This is a genomic window from Palleronia rufa (genome assembly GCF_000743715.1).
Classification (GTDB): domain Bacteria; phylum Pseudomonadota; class Alphaproteobacteria; order Rhodobacterales; family Rhodobacteraceae; genus Palleronia; species Palleronia rufa.
Genome location: NZ_JQEY01000001.1, coordinates 40,313 through 57,480, shown reverse-complemented (window position 1 = coordinate 57,480; position 17,168 = coordinate 40,313). Strand labels below are relative to the sequence as shown.

The window sequence follows — 17,168 nt, the reverse complement described above, 5'->3', positions numbered from 1 at the left end:
AGCGCGGCGCCGCTCAGGGCGCCAGCCACCCGCCCGTGAAACCGTCCCGCCGGTCGTAGACCGCGCGCCGGTGCGCGGTTCCCAGATGCAGCAGGTCGAGCGTTTCCACATGGCCGCGCAGCAGCGCGAACCGGTCGCGCTCCGCCGTCTCCCTGTAGTCCCCGGACCCGGCCATGGGGGTCGAGGGCGGCGGCCGGCCGCCGTAGTTCCGCCGCGCGGATGCGGACAGCGCCTCCCATACCGGATCGATCTCGGCGCCGGTCACGATCCTGACCCGCACCCGGGCGCGGATCTGCAGGGCCATGTCCGGCCACCAGAAGAGCAGGGTGGCGAGCGGACGCGCCGACAGGTCCGCCACCTTGCGCGACGCGCGGTCGGTGTGGATCTCCAGCAGCGCCTTGTCCCGGACGGTGCGGCGGAGCACCACCATCCGCGCCTCCGCCGCGCCGCCCGGCCCGGTGGTCGCCAGCGCGCAGGTGTGCAGCGGATGGCCGGCGTCCCCGGCGCCCGCACTCAGCCCCTCCCAGGCGCGGGACCGCAGCCCCTCCAGCGTCTTGGTCCAGTCACTCATAGCCCGTCATCTCCAGGTATCCGACTCCGGCGTGGCTGCCCTCGATCGTCACCGGACCCTCCCAGTAGGCATAGAGCAGGTCCATCCACGCCTCGCGGTTCACCGCCGCGATCTCCACGTCCAGGCCGCGGTCCGGCAGCGCGATCCGCCAGCGCACCGGCACCGACCGGCCCGCCACCTCGGCCGTCTCCAGCGGCGTCAGCGTCACGCCGCCGTCGGGGATCGGCGTGGGCGAGCCGTCGGCGGCGATCCAGGTGGCGGCGGTGAAGGGCGCGCGCCCCTGCTGGCGAAGCTGCGCCGCCATGACCTTCTCGCCCGTCGCCAGGTGCAGCGACGCCCAGTCCCAGCCCAGCTGCCCCGGCTCCAGCGGCGCAGAGGACCATTCCCGGTCGAGCCAGGCCAGCCCGGTCACCGGCACCTCCCGGTCCGGCAGGATCAACCGCCCCTCGGCGCGGTAGAACGGCTGCGAATAGTAGTGGCTGGCGACGCCGGTGGCGGATTTCAGCGAATAGCCCCGATCTCCCTGAAGGACGAAGGGCCTGTCGGTGGCCAGCGCCAGGTCATAGGCGAAATCGGCCCCGGCGGCCGTCATCGTCACGTCCGACAGCGACGGCCCGTCCAGCGCCCAGTCGTCGATCCGGGCCGAGAACGGCTCTGCCGTCACCCCGGCCTGCCCGGTGCCGCCGCGCGCCATCCGCTCCGCCGACAGGTGCCGGTCCGGCGTGGTCAGCGCGGCGTGGCCCAGCCAGGCCTGCGGAATCGCATCGTCCGTGGACAGCGCCGAGCGGAACAGCGTCCACTGCACCCCGTAGGCCGTGCCGTCCGGTCCGGTCAGGTTGGCGGTGACGTACCACCATTCGATGCGAAAGGCCGGATGGGGCCCGTGATCGGCCGGAAAGCGCAGCCGCGTGTCGCGGGACGGCTGCGCGAAGCCCCCCGCCGCGGGTCCCAGCGGCGCGAAGGTCTGCGCCCGGACCAGCGCCGGGAATGCCAGCGACGGCAGGGCCGACAGGATCAGCGACCGGCGGGTGGGATGTCTAGCGTTCATGGGCAAAGACCTTGAGCAATTGCGCGGGCGGCATCCGGGCCAGCCGCCGCGCGGGGATCAGCGCGGCGGCCAGCGCGGCCGCCAGCGACAGCGCCAGCAGCACCAGCCAGTCGCGCGGGAACACGAAGAGCGGCAGCCGCCAGCCGAACGCCTCCACGTTCACCACCGCCAGCAGCACCCAGGCCAGCGCGATGCCCACCGGCAGCGCCGCCAGAAAGGTCAGCCCCGCCAGCAGCGCCGCCCGGGCGAGGTCAAGCCGCGCCAGCGCGCGTCGCGTCATGCCCAGCGCCCAGACCGGGGCCAGCTGCGGCTGGCGCATCCCCGACAGCGTCAGAAGCGACGTCAGGATCGCCAGCCCCGCGACCCCCAGCGTCAGCACGTTGAGTGCGGCGGTCACCGTGAACGTGCGCTCGAACACCGCAAGCGAGGCGCGCTTGATCGCCGCCTGGTCGGTCAGCCGGTCGTCGGCCAGCCCGAACCGGTCGCGCAGATCCCCGGCCAGGCCCGCCACCTCGGCCTCTGGCACGCGCAGGCCGAACCGGGTGCGGGGGGCGTCCGGAAACAGCGCGTCGAAAAGCGCCAGCCCCACCATCGCCTGTCCGCGCGGGTTGCCGTAGTCGGAATAGACCCCGGCCACGGGCAGGTCGCGGCCGGCGATGGCGATGCGGTCGCCGGGCCAGATGCCCTCGCGCCGGGCTAGTTGCTCGTTGACCAGCGCGGCCTCTCCCGCCGCCACCCGGTCCCAGACCCGCGGGCTGTCGGCGATCAGCGGCCAGTTGTCGCGGTAGGTCGCGTGATCGGCCACGCCGAAGACCTCTCCCGGTGCGCCGGCCAGCCGGGTTTCGGCAGAGCGGATCGGCAGGATCGCGTCGACGCGGGGGGCCAGATAGGCCTCGATCTCGCGGGCCTGGTCCTCGGTCTCGGCGTGCAGGTAGAGCTCTGCCGCCAGCCGCTGGTCCAGCCAGCCGGTAAAGCTCAGCCGGAACGACGACACCATCGTGCCGACGCCGATGTTCGTGGCCAGCGCCAGCAGCAGCGCCATCAGCGCCAGCGACAGGCTCGGAAGCTGCTGGCGCGCGTCGGCCCAGAACCATTCTCCCCGCGGCCCGCGCGCCGTGCGCGACAGGGCCGACAGGGCCGCCGTCAGCACCAGCGGCAGCGCCAGCGCCGCGCCCAGAAGCAGCCCGCCCAGCAGGACGAACCCCGCCACCAGACCGCCGCCGACGATCCCCGCGGCAAGTGCGACGGCCCCGCAGACCAGCGCCGCGCCCGCCTGCCAGCGCATCGCCCGGCCAGAGGCGCGCGCCCAGGCCCGGGGCCGCGCCGGCGCCAGAAGCGGCATCCGCGCCGTCTGCCACAGCGACGCGGCCGCCGCCACGCCGGTGCCCAGCACCGCGATCCCCAGACCCGACAGCCACCACGCGGGCCGCAGCGTCAGCGTGCCCGCCACCTCCGCGCCGTAGAGCCCGCGCAGAGTCGCCGCGACGTCGCCGATCAGCAGTGAGGCGATCACCCAGCCGAGGGCCACCCCGATGGCGCCCGCCACCAGCGCCAGGATCAGCAATTCCATGCCCAGAAGGGCGGTCAGCGTGGCCCGCGGCATGCCCAGCGCGCGGAGCGTGCGGATCATCGGGCGGCGCTGCTCGAAGGCCAGCCCCACGGCGCCGCGCACGATGAACAGCCCGACGGCAAAGGACAGGAACCCGAAGGCGGTCAGGTTCAGATGGAAGCTGTCGGTCAGCCGCGCCACATCCGCGCCGCCGGTGTCCGGCGCGCGGCGGGTCAGGTCCGGGGCGACCTCCGTCAGGGGCGGCGCGGTCAGCGACGGCGGCCCCGTCAGGATCAGCCGGGTGTAGCCGCCATCTTCCAGAAGCCGCGCCGCGGTCGCGATGTCCGTGTAGGCGGTGCCGGGCGGCACGCTTTCGGCGCGGACGGCGGGCGGCAGGCCGTCCGGCACCTCTGCGCCCGGCGCCACGATGAGCCGCCCCTCGGGGCCCAGGAAGGCCGGATCGAAACTGCCGCCGTCGCCCGGAACGTCGCCGGGCGGCAGGGTGAACGGATCGATCCCCACGACCCTGAGCGCGCCGACCCGCCCCTCCAGCACCGGGCTGACCGGCCAGCCCGCGCGGCGCAGCGCCAGAACCTGCGCGGGCGGGATCGGCGCGTCGCTTTCCAGCGTCTCCCGCGCGGCCCCCGCCAGATCGCCGGCCGCGCGGTCGTAGCTGGCGCGCGCCTCGGCGTTGATCGCCTGCACGCCGGACCACAGCGCCGTCGCCGTGGCCAGCCCGACCACCAGCGTCAGCAGCTGGAACGGACGCCGCCGCCAGTGCGACAGAAGCGCCATCAGCCCCGCGCGGATCACGCCACCCGCCCCCCGGTCAGGGTCAGCCGCCGGTCCATCCGCGCGGCCAGCGCCGGGCTGTGGGTGACGCAGAGCAGCGCCGCGCCGGTCTCGGCCACCAGCTCCAGCATCAGATCCAGCACCCGGCCGCCGGTCTCTTCGTCCAGGTTGCCGGTCGGCTCGTCGGCCAGCACCAGGCGCGGCCGTGCCGCCAGCGTCCGCCCGATGGCCACCCGCTGCTGCTGCCCGCCGGACAGATCCTCCGGGTATTTCCGCAACTGGTCCTCCAGCCCCAGCCGGGCGGCCAGCCGCGCCGTCCAGTCCGGATCGTGCCGGCCCGAAAGCCGCGCCTGGAAGGCGATGTTGGCGGCCACGTCCAGCGACGGGATCAGGTTGAACTGCTGGAACACCACCGACACCCGTTCGCGCCGCAGCCGGGCGCGGCCCGCCTCGTCCAGGCCGGCGATGTCGCGGCCCTCAAGGCGGATGCGGCCGCCGTCCACCGTGTCGAGCCCGCCGACCAGATGCAGCAGCGTGGACTTGCCCGACCCGCTCTCGCCGGTCAGCGCCAGGGTCTCGCCCCCGGCAAGGTCGAAGGACACGCCGCGCAGGACCGGCACGGGGGCTTCGGCGCCGGGATAGGATTTCTCGACGCCGTCGAGGGAGAGGAGCGGTTCGGACATGGGACGGACTTATGTCACGCGGCCCTTGGCGGACAGGGGGGCGGCCAAAGGGTCGCGCGCGGCCCCCCCTTCAGTGCATTTTGGTTTTCGGACCGAAGGGCAGGGGGGCCACCGCGATGCCGTCGCGGGCCAGGGCCTGGATGTCGGCGCCCGTGGCCTGTCCCCAGATCGGGCGATCGGCCGCGTCCCCGCCCTGGATCGCGCGCGCCTCCGACGCGAAGCGGTCGCCCACGTAGTCGGCCTCCGACTCGATCCGGCGGCGCAGTCGCGCGATGGGATGCTCGGCGTCGTCGCCCCTGGCCACACGCGGGGCCATCACCGACTTTTCCACCCGCGCGGACCCGCACTCCGGGCAGACCACGTCGCCCCGCGCGCGCAGCCCCTCGAAAGCCTCGGCCGAGCGGAACCAGCCGTCGAAATCGTGGCGCGCGGCGCAGCGCAGGGTGTAGCGGATCACGGCAACCCCCCTGCCGCCGCGCCCCGGGTCACCTCAGCAGCTTGGGCAGGGTCGGATCGGACAGGATCCGCGCCAGCTCCGGGTCCGACACGGTGCGCGCGGCCTTTTTCAGCGTCATCCACTGCCGCGTCCGCTCTCCCTTCTCCGGCCAGTCGCCCAGCACCTTGGAGACCGCCAGCGGAAACACCGCCACCAGCACCGGAAGCACGCCGTCCGCCATCTCCTTGAGATAGGTGAACACGCCGACCGCGCGTTCCGACACGATGCCCCGCACGCCGGCCTCTTCCAGCGCCTCGATCCCGGCGGCCTGCTGGGGCGCCTTGCCCTGCATCGGCCAGCCCTTCGGGATCACCCAGCGCCCGCTGTCGCGGGAGGTGATCAAAAGCACCTCGATCTTGTCGTCGCGCTGCCGCCAGCACAGCGCCGCGAACTGGGCCCGCATGTCGCGCTTGCCCAGGTCCGAAAGGCGGGTTCCCCCGCCGTGAGAGACAATCTGCCCCATTCTCGACCTCCTGCCGCGACTTGTCAGCTGCGTCGCGTTCATCCACACAACATACATAATGCAAGTGGCTCAATATTGGAAATTTTCGGTTAATGCGCAAACCCGCCCGATGACGCATCCCGCCGGCAGACGGATCGGCCCTGCCGGGACCGCCCCGCCGGCGGCGGCGTGACCGCGCGCTTCATCGGGTCAGAGATCTACCGCGGCTCCAGCTACGGACCCGCCCACCCCCTGCGCATACCCCGCGTGCCGACGGTCATGGACCTGTCCCGCGCGCTGGGCTGGCTTACCGCGGACCGCTACCTGACCTCTCCCCGCGCACGGCCCGCGGCGCTCACCGCCTGGCACGACCCGGACTATGTCGCGGCGCTGCAGCGCGCCGAGGCCGAGGGCACCGTCACCGACGCGGTCCGCCGCAGGCACGGGCTGGGCACCGCGTCGAACCCGGTCTATCCGGAGGTCTTCCGCCGCCCCGCGACGGCCGCCGGCGGGTCGATCATGGCCGGATCGCTGCTGCGCGACGGCGGGCGGATCTACAACCCCGGCGGCGGCACCCACCACGGGCTGCCCGACCGCGCCAACGGCTTCTGCTATCTCAACGACCCGGTGCTGGGCATCCTCAGCCTGCGCCACGCGGGCGCCCGCCGCGTCGCCTATGTCGACATCGACGCCCACCATTGCGACGGCGTGGTGCACGCCTTCGCGGACATGCCCGAGGTGCTGGTCCTGTCCACCCACGAAGAGCGCCGCTGGCCCTTCACCGGCGCGCTGGACGACCGCGGCGCGGGCAATGTCTGGAACCTGCCGCTGCCGCGGGGCGCCCATGACGGCGACATGGCCCTGGCCCGCGACGCGGTGATCCTGCCGGCGGTGGCCGCGCACCGCCCCGACGCGATCGTGCTGCAATGCGGCGCCGACGCGGTGCTGGAGGATCCGCTGTCGCGACTCGCCATGTCCAACGGCGCCCATCGGGCGGTGCTGCGCGCGCTGATGCCGCTCAGCCCGCGCCTGCTGGTGCTGGGCGGCGGGGGGTACAACCCGTGGTCCGTGGGACGGCTCTGGACCGGGATCTGGGCCACGCTTTCCGGCCAGGAGATCCCGGACCGGCTGCCGCCGGCGGCGCAGGCCGTGCTCCGGGAGTTGCGGTTCGACGGCCACCGCCTGGGCAAGGCCCCGCCCGAAGGCTGGATGACCACCCTGGCCGACCCGCCCCGCGACGGCCCCCCCGCGCCCGAGACCCGCGCGCGCGTGGCCGTCCTCACCGCCCGCGCCGCGGCCTGGGTCTGAACCGGGGTCCGGCGCTCGGCGATACCGGCCGCCGCCGCGCCGCGTCAGTCCGTCGGTCAGTCCGCGAAAAGGTCCGGATAGGCGGCCTGCATCTGTGGCGTCGCGTGGGTATTGGCAGAGGGATAGGCGACGTCCTGGGCGAACTGGGCGATGCCGGCGCCTGTGCCGGCGAGGATCAGCGCCGCAAGCGCGGCGGGGATGAGAACGGTGATGCGGGTCATGGCGACCTCCTGGCTGTCTGCGGCGCCGACGGGGCGCTTGCGGACATATACGGCCCGCGGCGCCCGAAGTTGCCCTGCGCCAGCGCACAAGACCGGCCCGCCTGCGCGCAGACCCCGGCGCGCGCGCAGGGGAACCGCGCTCAGGCGTCGATCTCGACCGCGCCCATGGGGTGCGAGCAGCAGGCCAGGATATAGCCCGCGTCGATATCGTCCTGGGTGATCCCGCCGTTGTGGACCATGTGCACCTCGCCGGAGAGCTTGCGCACCTTGCAGGTGCCGCAGACCCCGAAGGTGCAGCCGAACGGGATCCGCATGCCGTGCGCCCGGCTCACCGACAGCACCGTGTCGGTCTGGTGGCACGCGATGCGCATGTCCGTCCGCATGAACGCCACCTCCGCCGTGGCGGCCTCCTCGGGGGCGACGTCGTCGAACTGGGGCACGTCCTCGGCCAGCAGGGCAGGGGCGGCGAAACTCTCCTGGCGATAGCGCGCCATGTCGTATCCCATGGAGGTCAGTGCCTCCCGCACCATGGTCATGAAGCTCTCCGGGCCGCAGCAGTAGACGTCGCGCTCCAGGTAGTCGGGCGCCATGAGGCCCAGCATGATCTGGTTCAGACGCCCCTTGTAGCCGGTCCAGACCTTGTATCTCTCTTCCTCCGTCACGGCAAAGGACAGCCGCAGCCCCGGAACCCGCCCGGCCATATGGGTCAGGGTGGTGGGAAAGATCAGGTCCGTGGGCCGCCGCCCGCAGACGATCAGATGCGCGTCCGGCTGGCGGCCGTGGTCGTAGAGATAGCTGACCATGGACATCATCGGCGTGACGCCCGACCCGGCGCAGATGAACAGATACCTGGCCTCCGGATCGCCCAGCACGAAGGTGCCCGCCGGACCGCTCGCGCGGAGCCGCACGCCCGGCGCGACATGGTCGAACATCCAGCGCGTGCCGACGCTGCCCTCCTGCGCCTTGACGGTGACCGACAGCGCCTGCGGCCGCGACGGGCTGGACGAGATCGAATAGGTGCGAAAGACCGGCCCCCCCGGCACCGGCAGCTCGAAGGTCAGGAACTGCCCGGGGCGGTAGTCGAACAGCCGCCCCGACGGCGGGCGGAAGGCGAAGGTCCGCACCCCCGGCGCCTCCGGGATCACCATCGTGCATTCCAGGGGCTCGTCGTCGGTCCAGATCCCGTCCATCTTCATCTTTCCAGAAATATCCCCGCCGGAGGCCCGATTTTTCGAAGAAAAATCGTCTACTCCGCCGCCACCATCGCGCGGCCCGTCAGGCGCGCCGTCATGGTGCGCGCGTACCAGTCCACGAACTGGCGCACGCCAGACTCCTGAACCGTGCTGTAGGGGCCGGGCTCATAAGCGGGCGAGGCGATGCCGCGCTGGTTGCCCTCCACGACCGAGCGGTCCTCGGCGTTGGTCTGGATCCAGACCGTCGTCAGCCGGTCGAGATCGTAATCCACGCCCTCCCGCGCGTCCTTGTGGACGAACCACTTCGTCGTCACGGCGGTCTCGGTCGGCCCGATGGGCATCATCGAGAACAGCATCACCACATCCGACAGGAAATGGTTCCAGCTGTTGGGGTAGTGAAAGAACAGCAGGCTGCCGGCATCGCGGATCGGCACCTCTCCGACCAGCTTCTCGCAGGACGGGCCGCCGTCCATGGTGTAGCTGACCGCACGTCCCAGAAGCGGCACCCGCACGAAGCGCCACTGCTCGTCGGGGGCGATGCGGAACCGCCCCGGCAGGCCCGCGGCCTCGCATTTCCGCAGATGGCTCTCGATCGCCGGATCCCCCACACCCGATCCGTCCCCGGCGATGTTGGGGTTGTCGTCGAAGGACACGCAGAGCGCGGGATGGCTTCCCGAACAATGATAGCACTCGCGGTTGTTCTCCATCACCAGCTTCCAGTTGCCGTCCTCGACGATGGTGGTCTCATGGGCCAGCTTCAGGTCCGCCAGACCGTGCGGGCGGGCGTAGGTCTCCGCCGCCTCGGCCATGGCGTCGATGGCGGGGGGCACATCGGCCAGGCAGATGAACACCACCCCGCCGGCCACCCGGCAGTGCACCGGCTTCAGACCGTGGGCGCCCGCGTCGAACTCCGCGCCCATGTCGCGGGCCCACAGAAGCCGGCCGTCGAGCTCGTAGGTCCACTGGTGGTAGGGGCAGACCAGCTTGGGGCTCATCCCCTTGCCGGCCTTGCACAGCCGCGAGCCGCGATGCCGGCAGACGTTGTGGAACGCGCGCACCGCGCCGTCGCCGCCGCGCACCACGATCACCGAATACTCGCCCACGTCCAGCGTCATGGTCGCGCCCGGCCGGGGCAGCTCGCATTCCGCGCCGACCAGCAGCCAGTCGCGGTACCAGATCGTCTCCATGTCCACCCGGAACATGTCCGCATCGGTATAGAGCGCGCGGGGCAGCGAATGGCCCGGCTTGCGGCGCATGAGGTGCGAGAGCATCTCGGACTGGAGGCTCATGTCAGATATCCTTCAACAGACGCAGCGCGTCGTAGATTGCGGCATGGGTGTTGCGGGCGGCGACGGCATCGCCGATCCGGTAGAGGTCGAACCGCCCGGCGGGGTTCGGGGCAAGCGCCTGCGCGCGCCCGGCGATGAGCGCCGCGTGATCGACCCGGCCCAGGTTGCGGCTGTCGGGTTTGAGGTCGAAATAGAGCTCGGCAATGGGCAGGGTGCCCGCGTTCACCACCACCTGGTCGAAAACCCGTTCCAGCCCCAGCGGTCCGTAGTCGCTGTCGATGGCGACCGCCAGGCGGTTGCCGTCGCGCCGCACCGCGCGCGGGCGCTGGGCCACGGTGAACACCGCACCGGCCTTTTGCAGGCTGCGCATGTAGGGGGTCAGGTTCATGCCGATGACTTCGGGCGCGATGGTGCGGTCCGGCGTCATGATCTCGACCGCGCCGCCCGCCGCGGCGATCGCCTCGGCGGCCTGCAGGCCCGCGTGATCGCCCGCCTCGTCGTAGATCAGCACCTCGCTGCCCGGTGCCACGTCGCCCGACAGGATGTCCCAGGCCGATACCGCCAGCTCGGCACCCGCGACCACGGAGGTATCGGGATAGCCGCCGGTGGCCACGATCACCACATCCGGCTCCAGGGCGGTCACGTCCCCGGCCTCGGCCCAGGTCCCGAAGCGGAAGGCCACGCCGGCCGCCTCCAGCCGGGCCATCCGCCAGTCCACGATCCCCAGCATCTCGCGCCGGCGGGCAGAGCGCGCGGTCAGCCGGATCTGCCCGCCCGGCCGGGCCGCCGCCTCGAACAGCGTCACCTCGTGGCCGCGCGCCGCGGCCACCCGCGCGGCCTCCAGCCCGCCGGGGCCGGCACCCACCACCACCACCCGCCGCGCCGCAACCGCCGCCGGGATCGTGTGGGGCATGGTCAGTTCCCGCCCCGTGGCGGCGTTGTGGATGCACAGCGCCTCTCCGCCCTGGTAGATCCGGTCGAGACAGTAGGTCGCGCCGACGCAGGGCCGGATCTGGTCCTCGCGCCCCTCCATGATGCGCGCGACGATCTCCGGCTCGGCCAGATGCGCCCGCGTCATCCCCACCATGTCGAGCTGTCCGGTCGCCACCGCGTGGCGGGCGGTGGCCACGTCCGGGATGCGCGCGGCGTGGAACACCGGCAGGCCCGTGGCCGCGCGCACCCGTCCGGCGAAATCCAGATGCGGCGCGCTTGGCATCCCCTGCACCGGGATCACGTCCACAAGGTCCGGGTCGGTGTCGATCCGGCCGCGGATGACGTTGAGGAAATCCACCTGCCCGGAGGCCGCCAGACGGCGTGAGATCTCCAGCCCCTCGTCCTCGGTGATGCCGCCGGGCGCGGTTTCGTCCGCCGTGTAGCGGATGCCGACCACGAAATCCTTGCCGACCCGGTCGCGCACCGCGGCCAGCACCTCTCGGGTAAACCGCATCCGCGCGTCCAGATCGCCGTTATAGCCGTCCTCCAGCCCGTTCAGCCGCGGCGACCAGAACGAGTCCATCAGATGCCCGTAGCTCTCGATCTCGATCCCGTCGAGCCCGGCGGCCTGCATCCGCGCCGCCGCGTCGGCCCAGTCGCGCACGATCCGGTCGATGTCCCAGTCCTCGATCAGCTTCGGGCTGGCCCGGTGCGCGGGCTCGCGCGCGTGGCCGGGCGACACCGAGGGCAGCCAGTCGCCCCGGTCCCAGCGCGTGCGCCGGCCCAGATGGGTCAGCTGGATCATCACCGCCGCGCCGTGTTCGTGACAGGCGTCGGCCAGGTCGGCCAGCCAGGGCACGACCTCGTCCTTCCAGGCCAGCACGTTGCCGAAGGCCGGCGGGCTGTCGCGGCTGACGCTGGCCGATCCGGCGGTCATGGTCAGTGCCACGCCGCCCTTCGCGCGGGCCGCGTGATAGGCGCGATAGCGCGCCTTGGGCATCCCGTCCTCGGTATAGGCGGGCTCATGGCTGGTGGTCATCAGGCGGTTTTTCAGCCGCAGGTGCTTCAGGTCGAACGGTTGCAGAAGCGGGTCGCGGGACATGGGGCTGCCTTGATGCGCCGAAGGGCATGGCGCGCTTTTGCCTCCGATCGCCGCCCGGCATTTGCCGCACTGCGACATTCGGCTTCGGGTTTGCGACCTTGTCCGCGCGCCGTTCCCGCGTCCCCTGCCGGAGGCGGCTCCGGCCGCCGCCACCTGCGCGCGGCCGATCGGTGCCGGCACTCCCGCCCGGCCGCCCGTTCCGCCGGTCCGGGCCGGTCACCCGCCGGGCGAGACATGCCGGCGGGCAAGCGCCCCCGGACCTCCGTCCCCCGGGGGGACCGCCCGCGTCGCGTCGTATCCGTAGACGCGGTCGAGCGGCGCGAGCTGCAGCCCGACAGGCAGCCGCCGCGCCAGACCGAGCCGGGCGCGCACGCCCGCCGCCCCCAGCGGCCCGGACAGGTGATAGAGCGCGCCGTTCTGCCGCGCGATCTTCTGCAACCGGCTGGTTCTGGGCTTGCGCGCGCATTCGTAGGCCTTCAGCGCGTCTTGCGGCGTGCGGCCCTCCAGCGCATCGGCCAGCACCCAGGCGTCCTCGATCGCCATGGCCGCGCCCTGGGCCATGAAGGGCAGGGTGGGGTGGCAGGCGTCGCCCAGAAGCCCCACGCGCCCCTCCGACCAGCGCGGCAGCGGTGCGCGGTCGAAGAGCGCCCACAGATGGCAGGTCTCGACCCGCGCCAGCAGCGCCGCGACCTCGGGGCACCATCCGGCGAAGCCGCGGCGCAACGCGCAGGGATCGCCCGGTTCGACCCAGCTTTCGCAGCGCCAATCCTCCCGGGCCTCCACCGCCACCACGTTCACCGCCCGGCCGCTGCGCAGCGGATAGCTCACCAGGTGCCGCCCCGGCCCGATCCAGACCGTGGCCCCCGGCGCCACCGGCGGCGCGCCTTCTGCGTCCAGCACCGCGCGATAGGCCACCTGGCCGGTGAACCGGGGCGCGTCGCCGCCCAGCATCTGCCGCCGCAGGGCAGAGCGCAGCCCGTCGGCCCCGATCACCATATCCGCCCGCCGCGCCCCCGGCCCCGATGCGGCGTCCCCGCTGCGCCCCGGCAGGGCGGGCCGCGGTCCCGGCGCGCCCTGCGATGCCGCCGGGCCGGCACCCGCCGCCCCCGGCGCGCCGCGCCCGTCCCCGGCCGTCACCAACCAGGCCGCCCCGTCCCGCTGGCCGTAGCCCGTCACGGCCGTCCCGGTCTCGACCCGGACGCCGGCGGCCAGCGCCGCGTGTAGCAGCACCCCGTGGAGGTCGGCGCGGTGGACATGCAGATAGGGCGCCCCGTAGCGCGCCGTGCAGGCGGCCCCCAGCGCCGGTGCGAAGAGCGTCGCACCGCTCCGCCCGTCGCGGATCGCGGCGAAGGCGGGCGCCGAGCCGATCCGCCTCATGGCGGCGCCCAGACCCAGCGCGTCGAGCACCCGCATCGCGTTGGGCGACAGCTGCACGCCGGCTCCGATCTCGCCCAGGGCGCCGGCCCGTTCGAGGACGCGCACCGCGTGCCCCCGCCGCGCCAGCGCCAGCGCCGCCGCCAGCCCGCCGATCCCGGCGCCGGCAATCTCGATCGACCGCTCCAATTCCGCCCCTCCGTTCCCACCTCGGTCGAGGCCCGCCACCCGGACGCGCGCCGGTCCGGCCCCCCGGTTGCCGATGCGCCCCTGACCCGTCCGCCCAAAGGCCGGCCGGCGGCTCAGGCCACGCGCGTTGCGACCTCGCGCCCGGCGAAGAACGCGTCCAGCGCATCCGCCACCATCATGCCCATCGCCACGCGCGCCTCCGCCACGGCGCTGCCCAGATGCGGCAGCAGCACCACGTCCTCACGCGTGCGGAGCGCCTCGGGCACTTGCGGCTCGCGCGCGTAGACGTCCAGCCCGGCGCCGCCGATCCGGCCCTGCCGGAGCGCCGCGACCAGCGCGCTTTCGTCCACCACCGTGCCCCGCGCGGTGTTGATCAGGATCCCCGCCGGTCCCAGCGCCTCCAGCTCCGCCATGCCGATCATCGCGTCGGTCTCCGCGCCCCCCGGAACATGCAGCGACACCACGTCCGCCGCCGCCATCAGCGCGGCCAGACTGTCCATTCGCCCCGCCATCCCGACATCGGACCGGTTCCACCACACCACCCGCATCCCGAAACCGTCGCGCGCGATCCGCGCCACCTCCCGGCCGATCCGGCCCATGCCGACGACGCCCAGCACCTTGCCGCGCAGACCCCGCCCGACCAGATGCGTGGGCCGCCAGCCGGTCCAGCCGCCGGCGCGCAGCTCGCGCTCGCCCTCTCCCGCGCGGCGCGCGACCATCAGCATCAGCGTGACGGCCAGATCCGCGGTGGCTTCGGTCAGGCAGTCGGGGGTGTTGGTCACCGCGACCCCCGCGGCCCTGGCGGCCCCCAGGTCGATATGGTTCACGCCGACGCCGTAGTTGCCCACGATCCGCGCCCGCGTCCCGCCGGCGAAGGCCTCCGCCCCCATCGGGTCGGTCACCGTGGCGCAGACCGCATCGTGGCTCTGCATCGCGGCGCGGATCTCGGCCGCGGTCATCTGGGTGTCGTCCTGGCGCAGCGTCACGTCGAAATCGCCGGCCAGCCGCGCCTCGCAGGCAGAGGGCCATTTCCGGGTCAGCAGGATCCTGGGTCTGGATCTGGGTCTGGGCATCGGGACTCGCTCGCCGTTGGGGACATCTATAGCGTCGCAAATAGTCCGGGACGACCCGCCGTCCCATGGCAGGCTCCAAGGCGGGCGGAGACAGGGGGAGAGCGTCGATGGGCCAGGGCTCGGACATAGAGATCGCGCGCGCCGCGCCAGTGAGGCCGATCCGGGAGATCGGCGCGGCGCTGGGGATACCGGAGGCGGATCTGATCCCCTACGGCCACGACAAGGCGAAGGTCTCGCGCCGGTTCCTGGGCAGCCTGTCCGACCGCCCGGACGGCAGGCTGATCCTGGTCACCGCGGTCAACCCGACCCCCGCCGGTGAGGGCAAGACCACCACCACCGTGGGCCTGGGCGACGGGCTGTCGCGCATCGGCAAGTCGGCGATGATCTGCATCAGAGAGGCGTCGCTGGGTCCGAATTTCGGCATGAAGGGCGGTGCCGCGGGGGGCGGCTACGCGCAGGTCGTGCCGATGGAGGACATGAACCTGCACTTCACCGGCGATCTGCACGCCATCACCGCCGCCCACAACCTTCTGGCGGCGATGATCGACAACCACATCTACTGGGGCAACGAGTTGCAGATCGACACCCGCCGCGTGACCTGGGGGCGGGTGCTGGACATGAACGACCGCGCGCTGCGCCAGGTCACCACGTCGCTGGGCGGCGTCTCCAACGGCTTCCCGCGGGAGACCGGGTTCGACATCACCGTGGCGTCGGAAGTCATGGCGATCCTCTGCCTCGCCGCCGATCTGGACGACCTGGAGCGGCGGCTGGGCGACATGATCGTCGCCGCCCGCCGCGACAGGTCCCCCGTCACCGCCCGCGACCTTCAGGCCCACGGCGCCATGACCGTCCTGCTGCGCGACGCGATGCAGCCGAACCTGGTGCAGACGCTGGAACACACGCCGGCCTTCGTCCACGGCGGGCCCTTCGCCAACATCGCCCACGGCTGCAACTCCGTCGCCGCGACGCGCGCGGCGCTCAAGCTCTGCGACTACGTGGTGACCGAAGCCGGGTTCGGCGCCGACCTGGGGGCAGAGAAGTTCTTCGACATCAAGTGCCGCAAGGCCGGGCTGAGGCCCGCGGCCGCGGTTCTGGTGGCCACCATCCGCGCGCTCAAGATGAACGGCGGCGTGGCCAAGGCGGACCTGGGGGCAGAGAACGTGGCCGCCGTCAAAGAGGGCTGCGCCAACCTCGGACGGCACCTGGAGAACGTCCGCGGCTTCGGCGTGCCGGTGGTGGTGGCGATCAACCATTTCGACGGCGACACGCCGGCAGAGATCGCCGCCGTCACCGATTACGTGGCCGGGCAGGGGGCAGAGGCGATCCTGTGCCACCACTGGGCCCGGGGCGGCGAGGGGGCAGAGGCGCTGGCCACCCGCGTGGCCGAACTCGCCGATGCCGGCACGGCGGATTTCGCCCCGCTCTACCCCGACGACATGGGGCTGATGGAAAAGATAGAGACCGTCGCGCGCCGCATCTACCGCGCCGACGGCGTGTCGGCCGATCCGCGGATCCGCGCCCAGCTTGCCGATTGGGAACGGGCCGGCCACGGGTCGCTGCCGGTCTGCATGGCCAAGACGCAGTACTCGTTCACCACCGATCCTTCCATCCGCGGCGCGCCCACCGGCCACACGATCCCGCTCAGAGAGGTGCGCCTGTCCGCCGGCGCGGGCTTCGTGGTGGCGATCTGCGGCCAGATCATGACCATGCCGGGCCTGCCCCGCACCCCCGCCGCCCAGTCCATCCGCCTGAACGCGGATGGAGAGGTCGAGGGCCTGTTCTGATGCGCCGCCGGATTTTCGCGGAGAATGCGCATCCCCTTACGCGGCGCGCGCACCCTCTTACAAACCTCCTACAGGATTCCGACACGGGTCCGACACGGGTCGCACCCCACGGCCCGGCCCGGTGGACGGCGCCTCGGGGTTCGGCCTAGATGGCGCCCGAACCAGCCCCGAACCAGCAAGGGAGCGCGGGATGAGCGCCCAGATCCTCGACGGCAAGGCCTTCGCCGCCACCATCCGGTCACGCGTCGCCGCCCATGTGGACCGGCTGAAGGACGCCCACGGCCTGACCCCCGGACTCGCCGTGGTCGTGGTCGGAGAGGACCCCGCCAGCCAGGTCTACGTCCGGTCCAAGGGCCGGCAAACGGTCGACTGCGGCATGGAATCTTTCACCCACCGCCTGGCCGCGGACACGCCGCAAGGGACCCTGCTGGCGCTGGTGAAATCTCTCAACGACGCGCCAGAAGTGCACGGAATCCTTGTGCAACTTCCGCTCCCGGAGCATATCGACACGTCCCTGGTGCTCGACGCGATCTCCCCCGACAAAGACGTGGACGGGTTCCATGTCTCCAACGTCGGACGCCTTGCCGCCGGCCAGGACGCGATGGTGCCCTGCACGCCGCTGGGCTGCCTGATGATGCTGCGCGAGCATCACGGATCGCTTGCCGGGCTCGATGCCGTGGTACTGGGCCGCTCCAACATCGTCGGCAAGCCCATGGCGCAGCTGCTGCTGGGCGAAAGCTGCACCGTCACCATCGCCCATTCCCGCACGAAGAACCTGCCGGATGTCGTTGGCCGGGCAGATATTCTTGTCGCCGCCGTGGGACGCCCGCGGATGATTCCCGGCGCCTGGATCAAGCCGGGCGCGACCGTCATCGACGTGGGCATCAACCGCGTTCCCGATGGCGACAGGGACCGGCTTGTGGGCGATGTGGACTTCGACAGCGCCGAAAAGGTCGCCGGCGCCATCACCCCGGTTCCCGGCGGCGTCGGACCCATGACCATCGCCTGCCTTCTGGCCAATACGCTGACCGCCTGCTGCCGCGCCAACGGCCTACGACCACCGGAGGGGCTGACAGCCTGAAACCGCGACCCGACACTGCGTCCGCACACAAGGATGAACG

General features: G+C 72.4%; 15 protein-coding genes. 3 read left to right on the top strand and 12 right to left on the bottom strand.

Annotated features, from left to right (window positions below; all coding sequences use genetic code 11):
- Window positions 1-13 precede the first annotated feature (13 nt).
- The 6 genes from KW83_RS00250 to KW83_RS00225 form a co-directional block, all read right to left on the bottom strand.
- Entirely contained in the window at window positions 14-571 is a 558-nt protein-coding gene (locus tag KW83_RS00250; protein ID WP_036172870.1) for a pyridoxamine 5'-phosphate oxidase family protein, read from the bottom strand.
- Window positions 564-1,619, bottom strand: coding sequence for a lipocalin-like domain-containing protein (locus KW83_RS00245; protein ID WP_036172867.1), 1,056 nt, complete (start codon window positions 1,617-1,619; stop codon window positions 564-566). The genes KW83_RS00250 and KW83_RS00245 overlap by 8 nt, the downstream gene beginning before the upstream one ends.
- On the bottom strand, window positions 1,609-3,978 hold the full coding sequence (locus tag KW83_RS00240) for an ABC transporter permease (protein ID WP_161785446.1): 2,370 nt from the start codon (window positions 3,976-3,978) through the stop codon (window positions 1,609-1,611). Before KW83_RS00240 ends, KW83_RS00245 begins: the two co-directional genes overlap by 11 nt.
- Window positions 3,978-4,643 (bottom strand): ABC transporter ATP-binding protein, encoded by a 666-nt coding sequence (locus KW83_RS00235; protein ID WP_036172864.1) that lies wholly within the window; start codon window positions 4,641-4,643, stop codon window positions 3,978-3,980. The genes KW83_RS00240 and KW83_RS00235 overlap by 1 nt, the downstream gene beginning before the upstream one ends.
- A gap of 70 nt (window positions 4,644-4,713) precedes the next feature.
- Entirely contained in the window at window positions 4,714-5,100 is a 387-nt protein-coding gene (locus tag KW83_RS00230; protein ID WP_036172861.1) for a DUF1178 family protein, read from the bottom strand.
- Window positions 5,101-5,128: 28 nt separating this feature from the next.
- On the bottom strand, window positions 5,129-5,602 hold the full coding sequence (locus KW83_RS00225; protein WP_051928065.1) for an NUDIX hydrolase: 474 nt from the start codon (window positions 5,600-5,602) through the stop codon (window positions 5,129-5,131).
- Between the two features lie 168 nt (window positions 5,603-5,770).
- On the opposite strand from KW83_RS00225, the gene KW83_RS00220 reads away from it, so the two are divergent.
- Window positions 5,771-6,889: an acetoin utilization protein AcuC gene (locus tag KW83_RS00220; RefSeq protein WP_036172858.1), complete on the top strand. Its 1,119-nt coding sequence runs from the start codon at window positions 5,771-5,773 to the stop codon at window positions 6,887-6,889.
- A 56-nt stretch (window positions 6,890-6,945) separates the two neighbouring features.
- On the opposite strand, the gene KW83_RS20835 is transcribed toward KW83_RS00220, so the two are convergent.
- From KW83_RS20835 to KW83_RS00195, 6 genes are all read right to left on the bottom strand, one after another.
- A complete protein-coding gene (locus KW83_RS20835) occupies window positions 6,946-7,110 on the bottom strand; it encodes a hypothetical protein (protein ID WP_161785427.1) in 165 nt (54 codons plus the stop codon).
- Window positions 7,111-7,250: 140 nt separating this feature from the next.
- Entirely contained in the window at window positions 7,251-8,300 is a 1,050-nt protein-coding gene (locus tag KW83_RS00215; protein WP_235191329.1) for a hybrid-cluster NAD(P)-dependent oxidoreductase, read from the bottom strand.
- Between the two features lie 56 nt (window positions 8,301-8,356).
- On the bottom strand, window positions 8,357-9,592 hold the full coding sequence (locus tag KW83_RS00210; protein WP_036172853.1) for an aromatic ring-hydroxylating oxygenase subunit alpha: 1,236 nt from the start codon (window positions 9,590-9,592) through the stop codon (window positions 8,357-8,359).
- 1 nt (window position 9,593) lies between these two features.
- Window positions 9,594-11,627: an NADH:flavin oxidoreductase gene (locus KW83_RS00205; protein WP_036172850.1), complete on the bottom strand. Its 2,034-nt coding sequence runs from the start codon at window positions 11,625-11,627 to the stop codon at window positions 9,594-9,596.
- A 216-nt stretch (window positions 11,628-11,843) separates the two neighbouring features.
- Complete coding sequence (locus tag KW83_RS00200) at window positions 11,844-13,190, bottom strand: FAD-dependent monooxygenase (RefSeq protein ID WP_051928062.1); 1,347 nt, start codon at window positions 13,188-13,190, stop codon at window positions 11,844-11,846.
- A 113-nt stretch (window positions 13,191-13,303) separates the two neighbouring features.
- Window positions 13,304-14,263, bottom strand: coding sequence for a 2-hydroxyacid dehydrogenase (locus KW83_RS00195; protein WP_036172847.1), 960 nt, complete (start codon window positions 14,261-14,263; stop codon window positions 13,304-13,306).
- Window positions 14,264-14,370: 107 nt separating this feature from the next.
- Between KW83_RS00195 and KW83_RS00190 the strand changes: the two genes are divergently transcribed.
- Both KW83_RS00190 and folD read left to right on the top strand, forming a co-directional pair.
- Window positions 14,371-16,047: a formate--tetrahydrofolate ligase gene (locus KW83_RS00190; RefSeq protein ID WP_036172844.1), complete on the top strand. Its 1,677-nt coding sequence runs from the start codon at window positions 14,371-14,373 to the stop codon at window positions 16,045-16,047.
- A gap of 190 nt (window positions 16,048-16,237) precedes the next feature.
- A complete protein-coding gene (gene folD, locus KW83_RS00185) occupies window positions 16,238-17,128 on the top strand; it encodes a bifunctional methylenetetrahydrofolate dehydrogenase/methenyltetrahydrofolate cyclohydrolase FolD (RefSeq protein ID WP_036172840.1) in 891 nt (296 codons plus the stop codon).
- Window positions 17,129-17,168 lie beyond the last annotated feature (40 nt).

Coding starts and splice junctions, on each gene's coding strand:
- KW83_RS00250 (WP_036172870.1), bottom strand. CDS start 571: ATGAGTGACTGGACCAAGACGCTGGAGGGGCTGCGGTCCCGCGCCTGG.
- KW83_RS00245 (WP_036172867.1), bottom strand. CDS start 1,619: ATGAACGCTAGACATCCCACCCGCCGGTCGCTGATCCTGTCGGCCCTG.
- KW83_RS00235 (WP_036172864.1), bottom strand. CDS start 4,643: ATGTCCGAACCGCTCCTCTCCCTCGACGGCGTCGAGAAATCCTATCCC.
- KW83_RS00225 (WP_051928065.1), bottom strand. CDS start 5,602: ATGGGGCAGATTGTCTCTCACGGCGGGGGAACCCGCCTTTCGGACCTG.
- KW83_RS20835 (WP_161785427.1), bottom strand. CDS start 7,110: ATGACCCGCATCACCGTTCTCATCCCCGCCGCGCTTGCGGCGCTGATC.
- KW83_RS00215 (WP_235191329.1), bottom strand. CDS start 8,300: ATGGACGGGATCTGGACCGACGACGAGCCCCTGGAATGCACGATGGTG.
- KW83_RS00210 (WP_036172853.1), bottom strand. CDS start 9,592: ATGAGCCTCCAGTCCGAGATGCTCTCGCACCTCATGCGCCGCAAGCCG.
- KW83_RS00205 (WP_036172850.1), bottom strand. CDS start 11,627: ATGTCCCGCGACCCGCTTCTGCAACCGTTCGACCTGAAGCACCTGCGG.
- KW83_RS00195 (WP_036172847.1), bottom strand. CDS start 14,263: ATGCCCAGACCCAGATCCAGACCCAGGATCCTGCTGACCCGGAAATGG.
- KW83_RS00190 (WP_036172844.1), top strand. CDS start 14,371: ATGGGCCAGGGCTCGGACATAGAGATCGCGCGCGCCGCGCCAGTGAGG.
- folD (WP_036172840.1), top strand. CDS start 16,238: ATGAGCGCCCAGATCCTCGACGGCAAGGCCTTCGCCGCCACCATCCGG.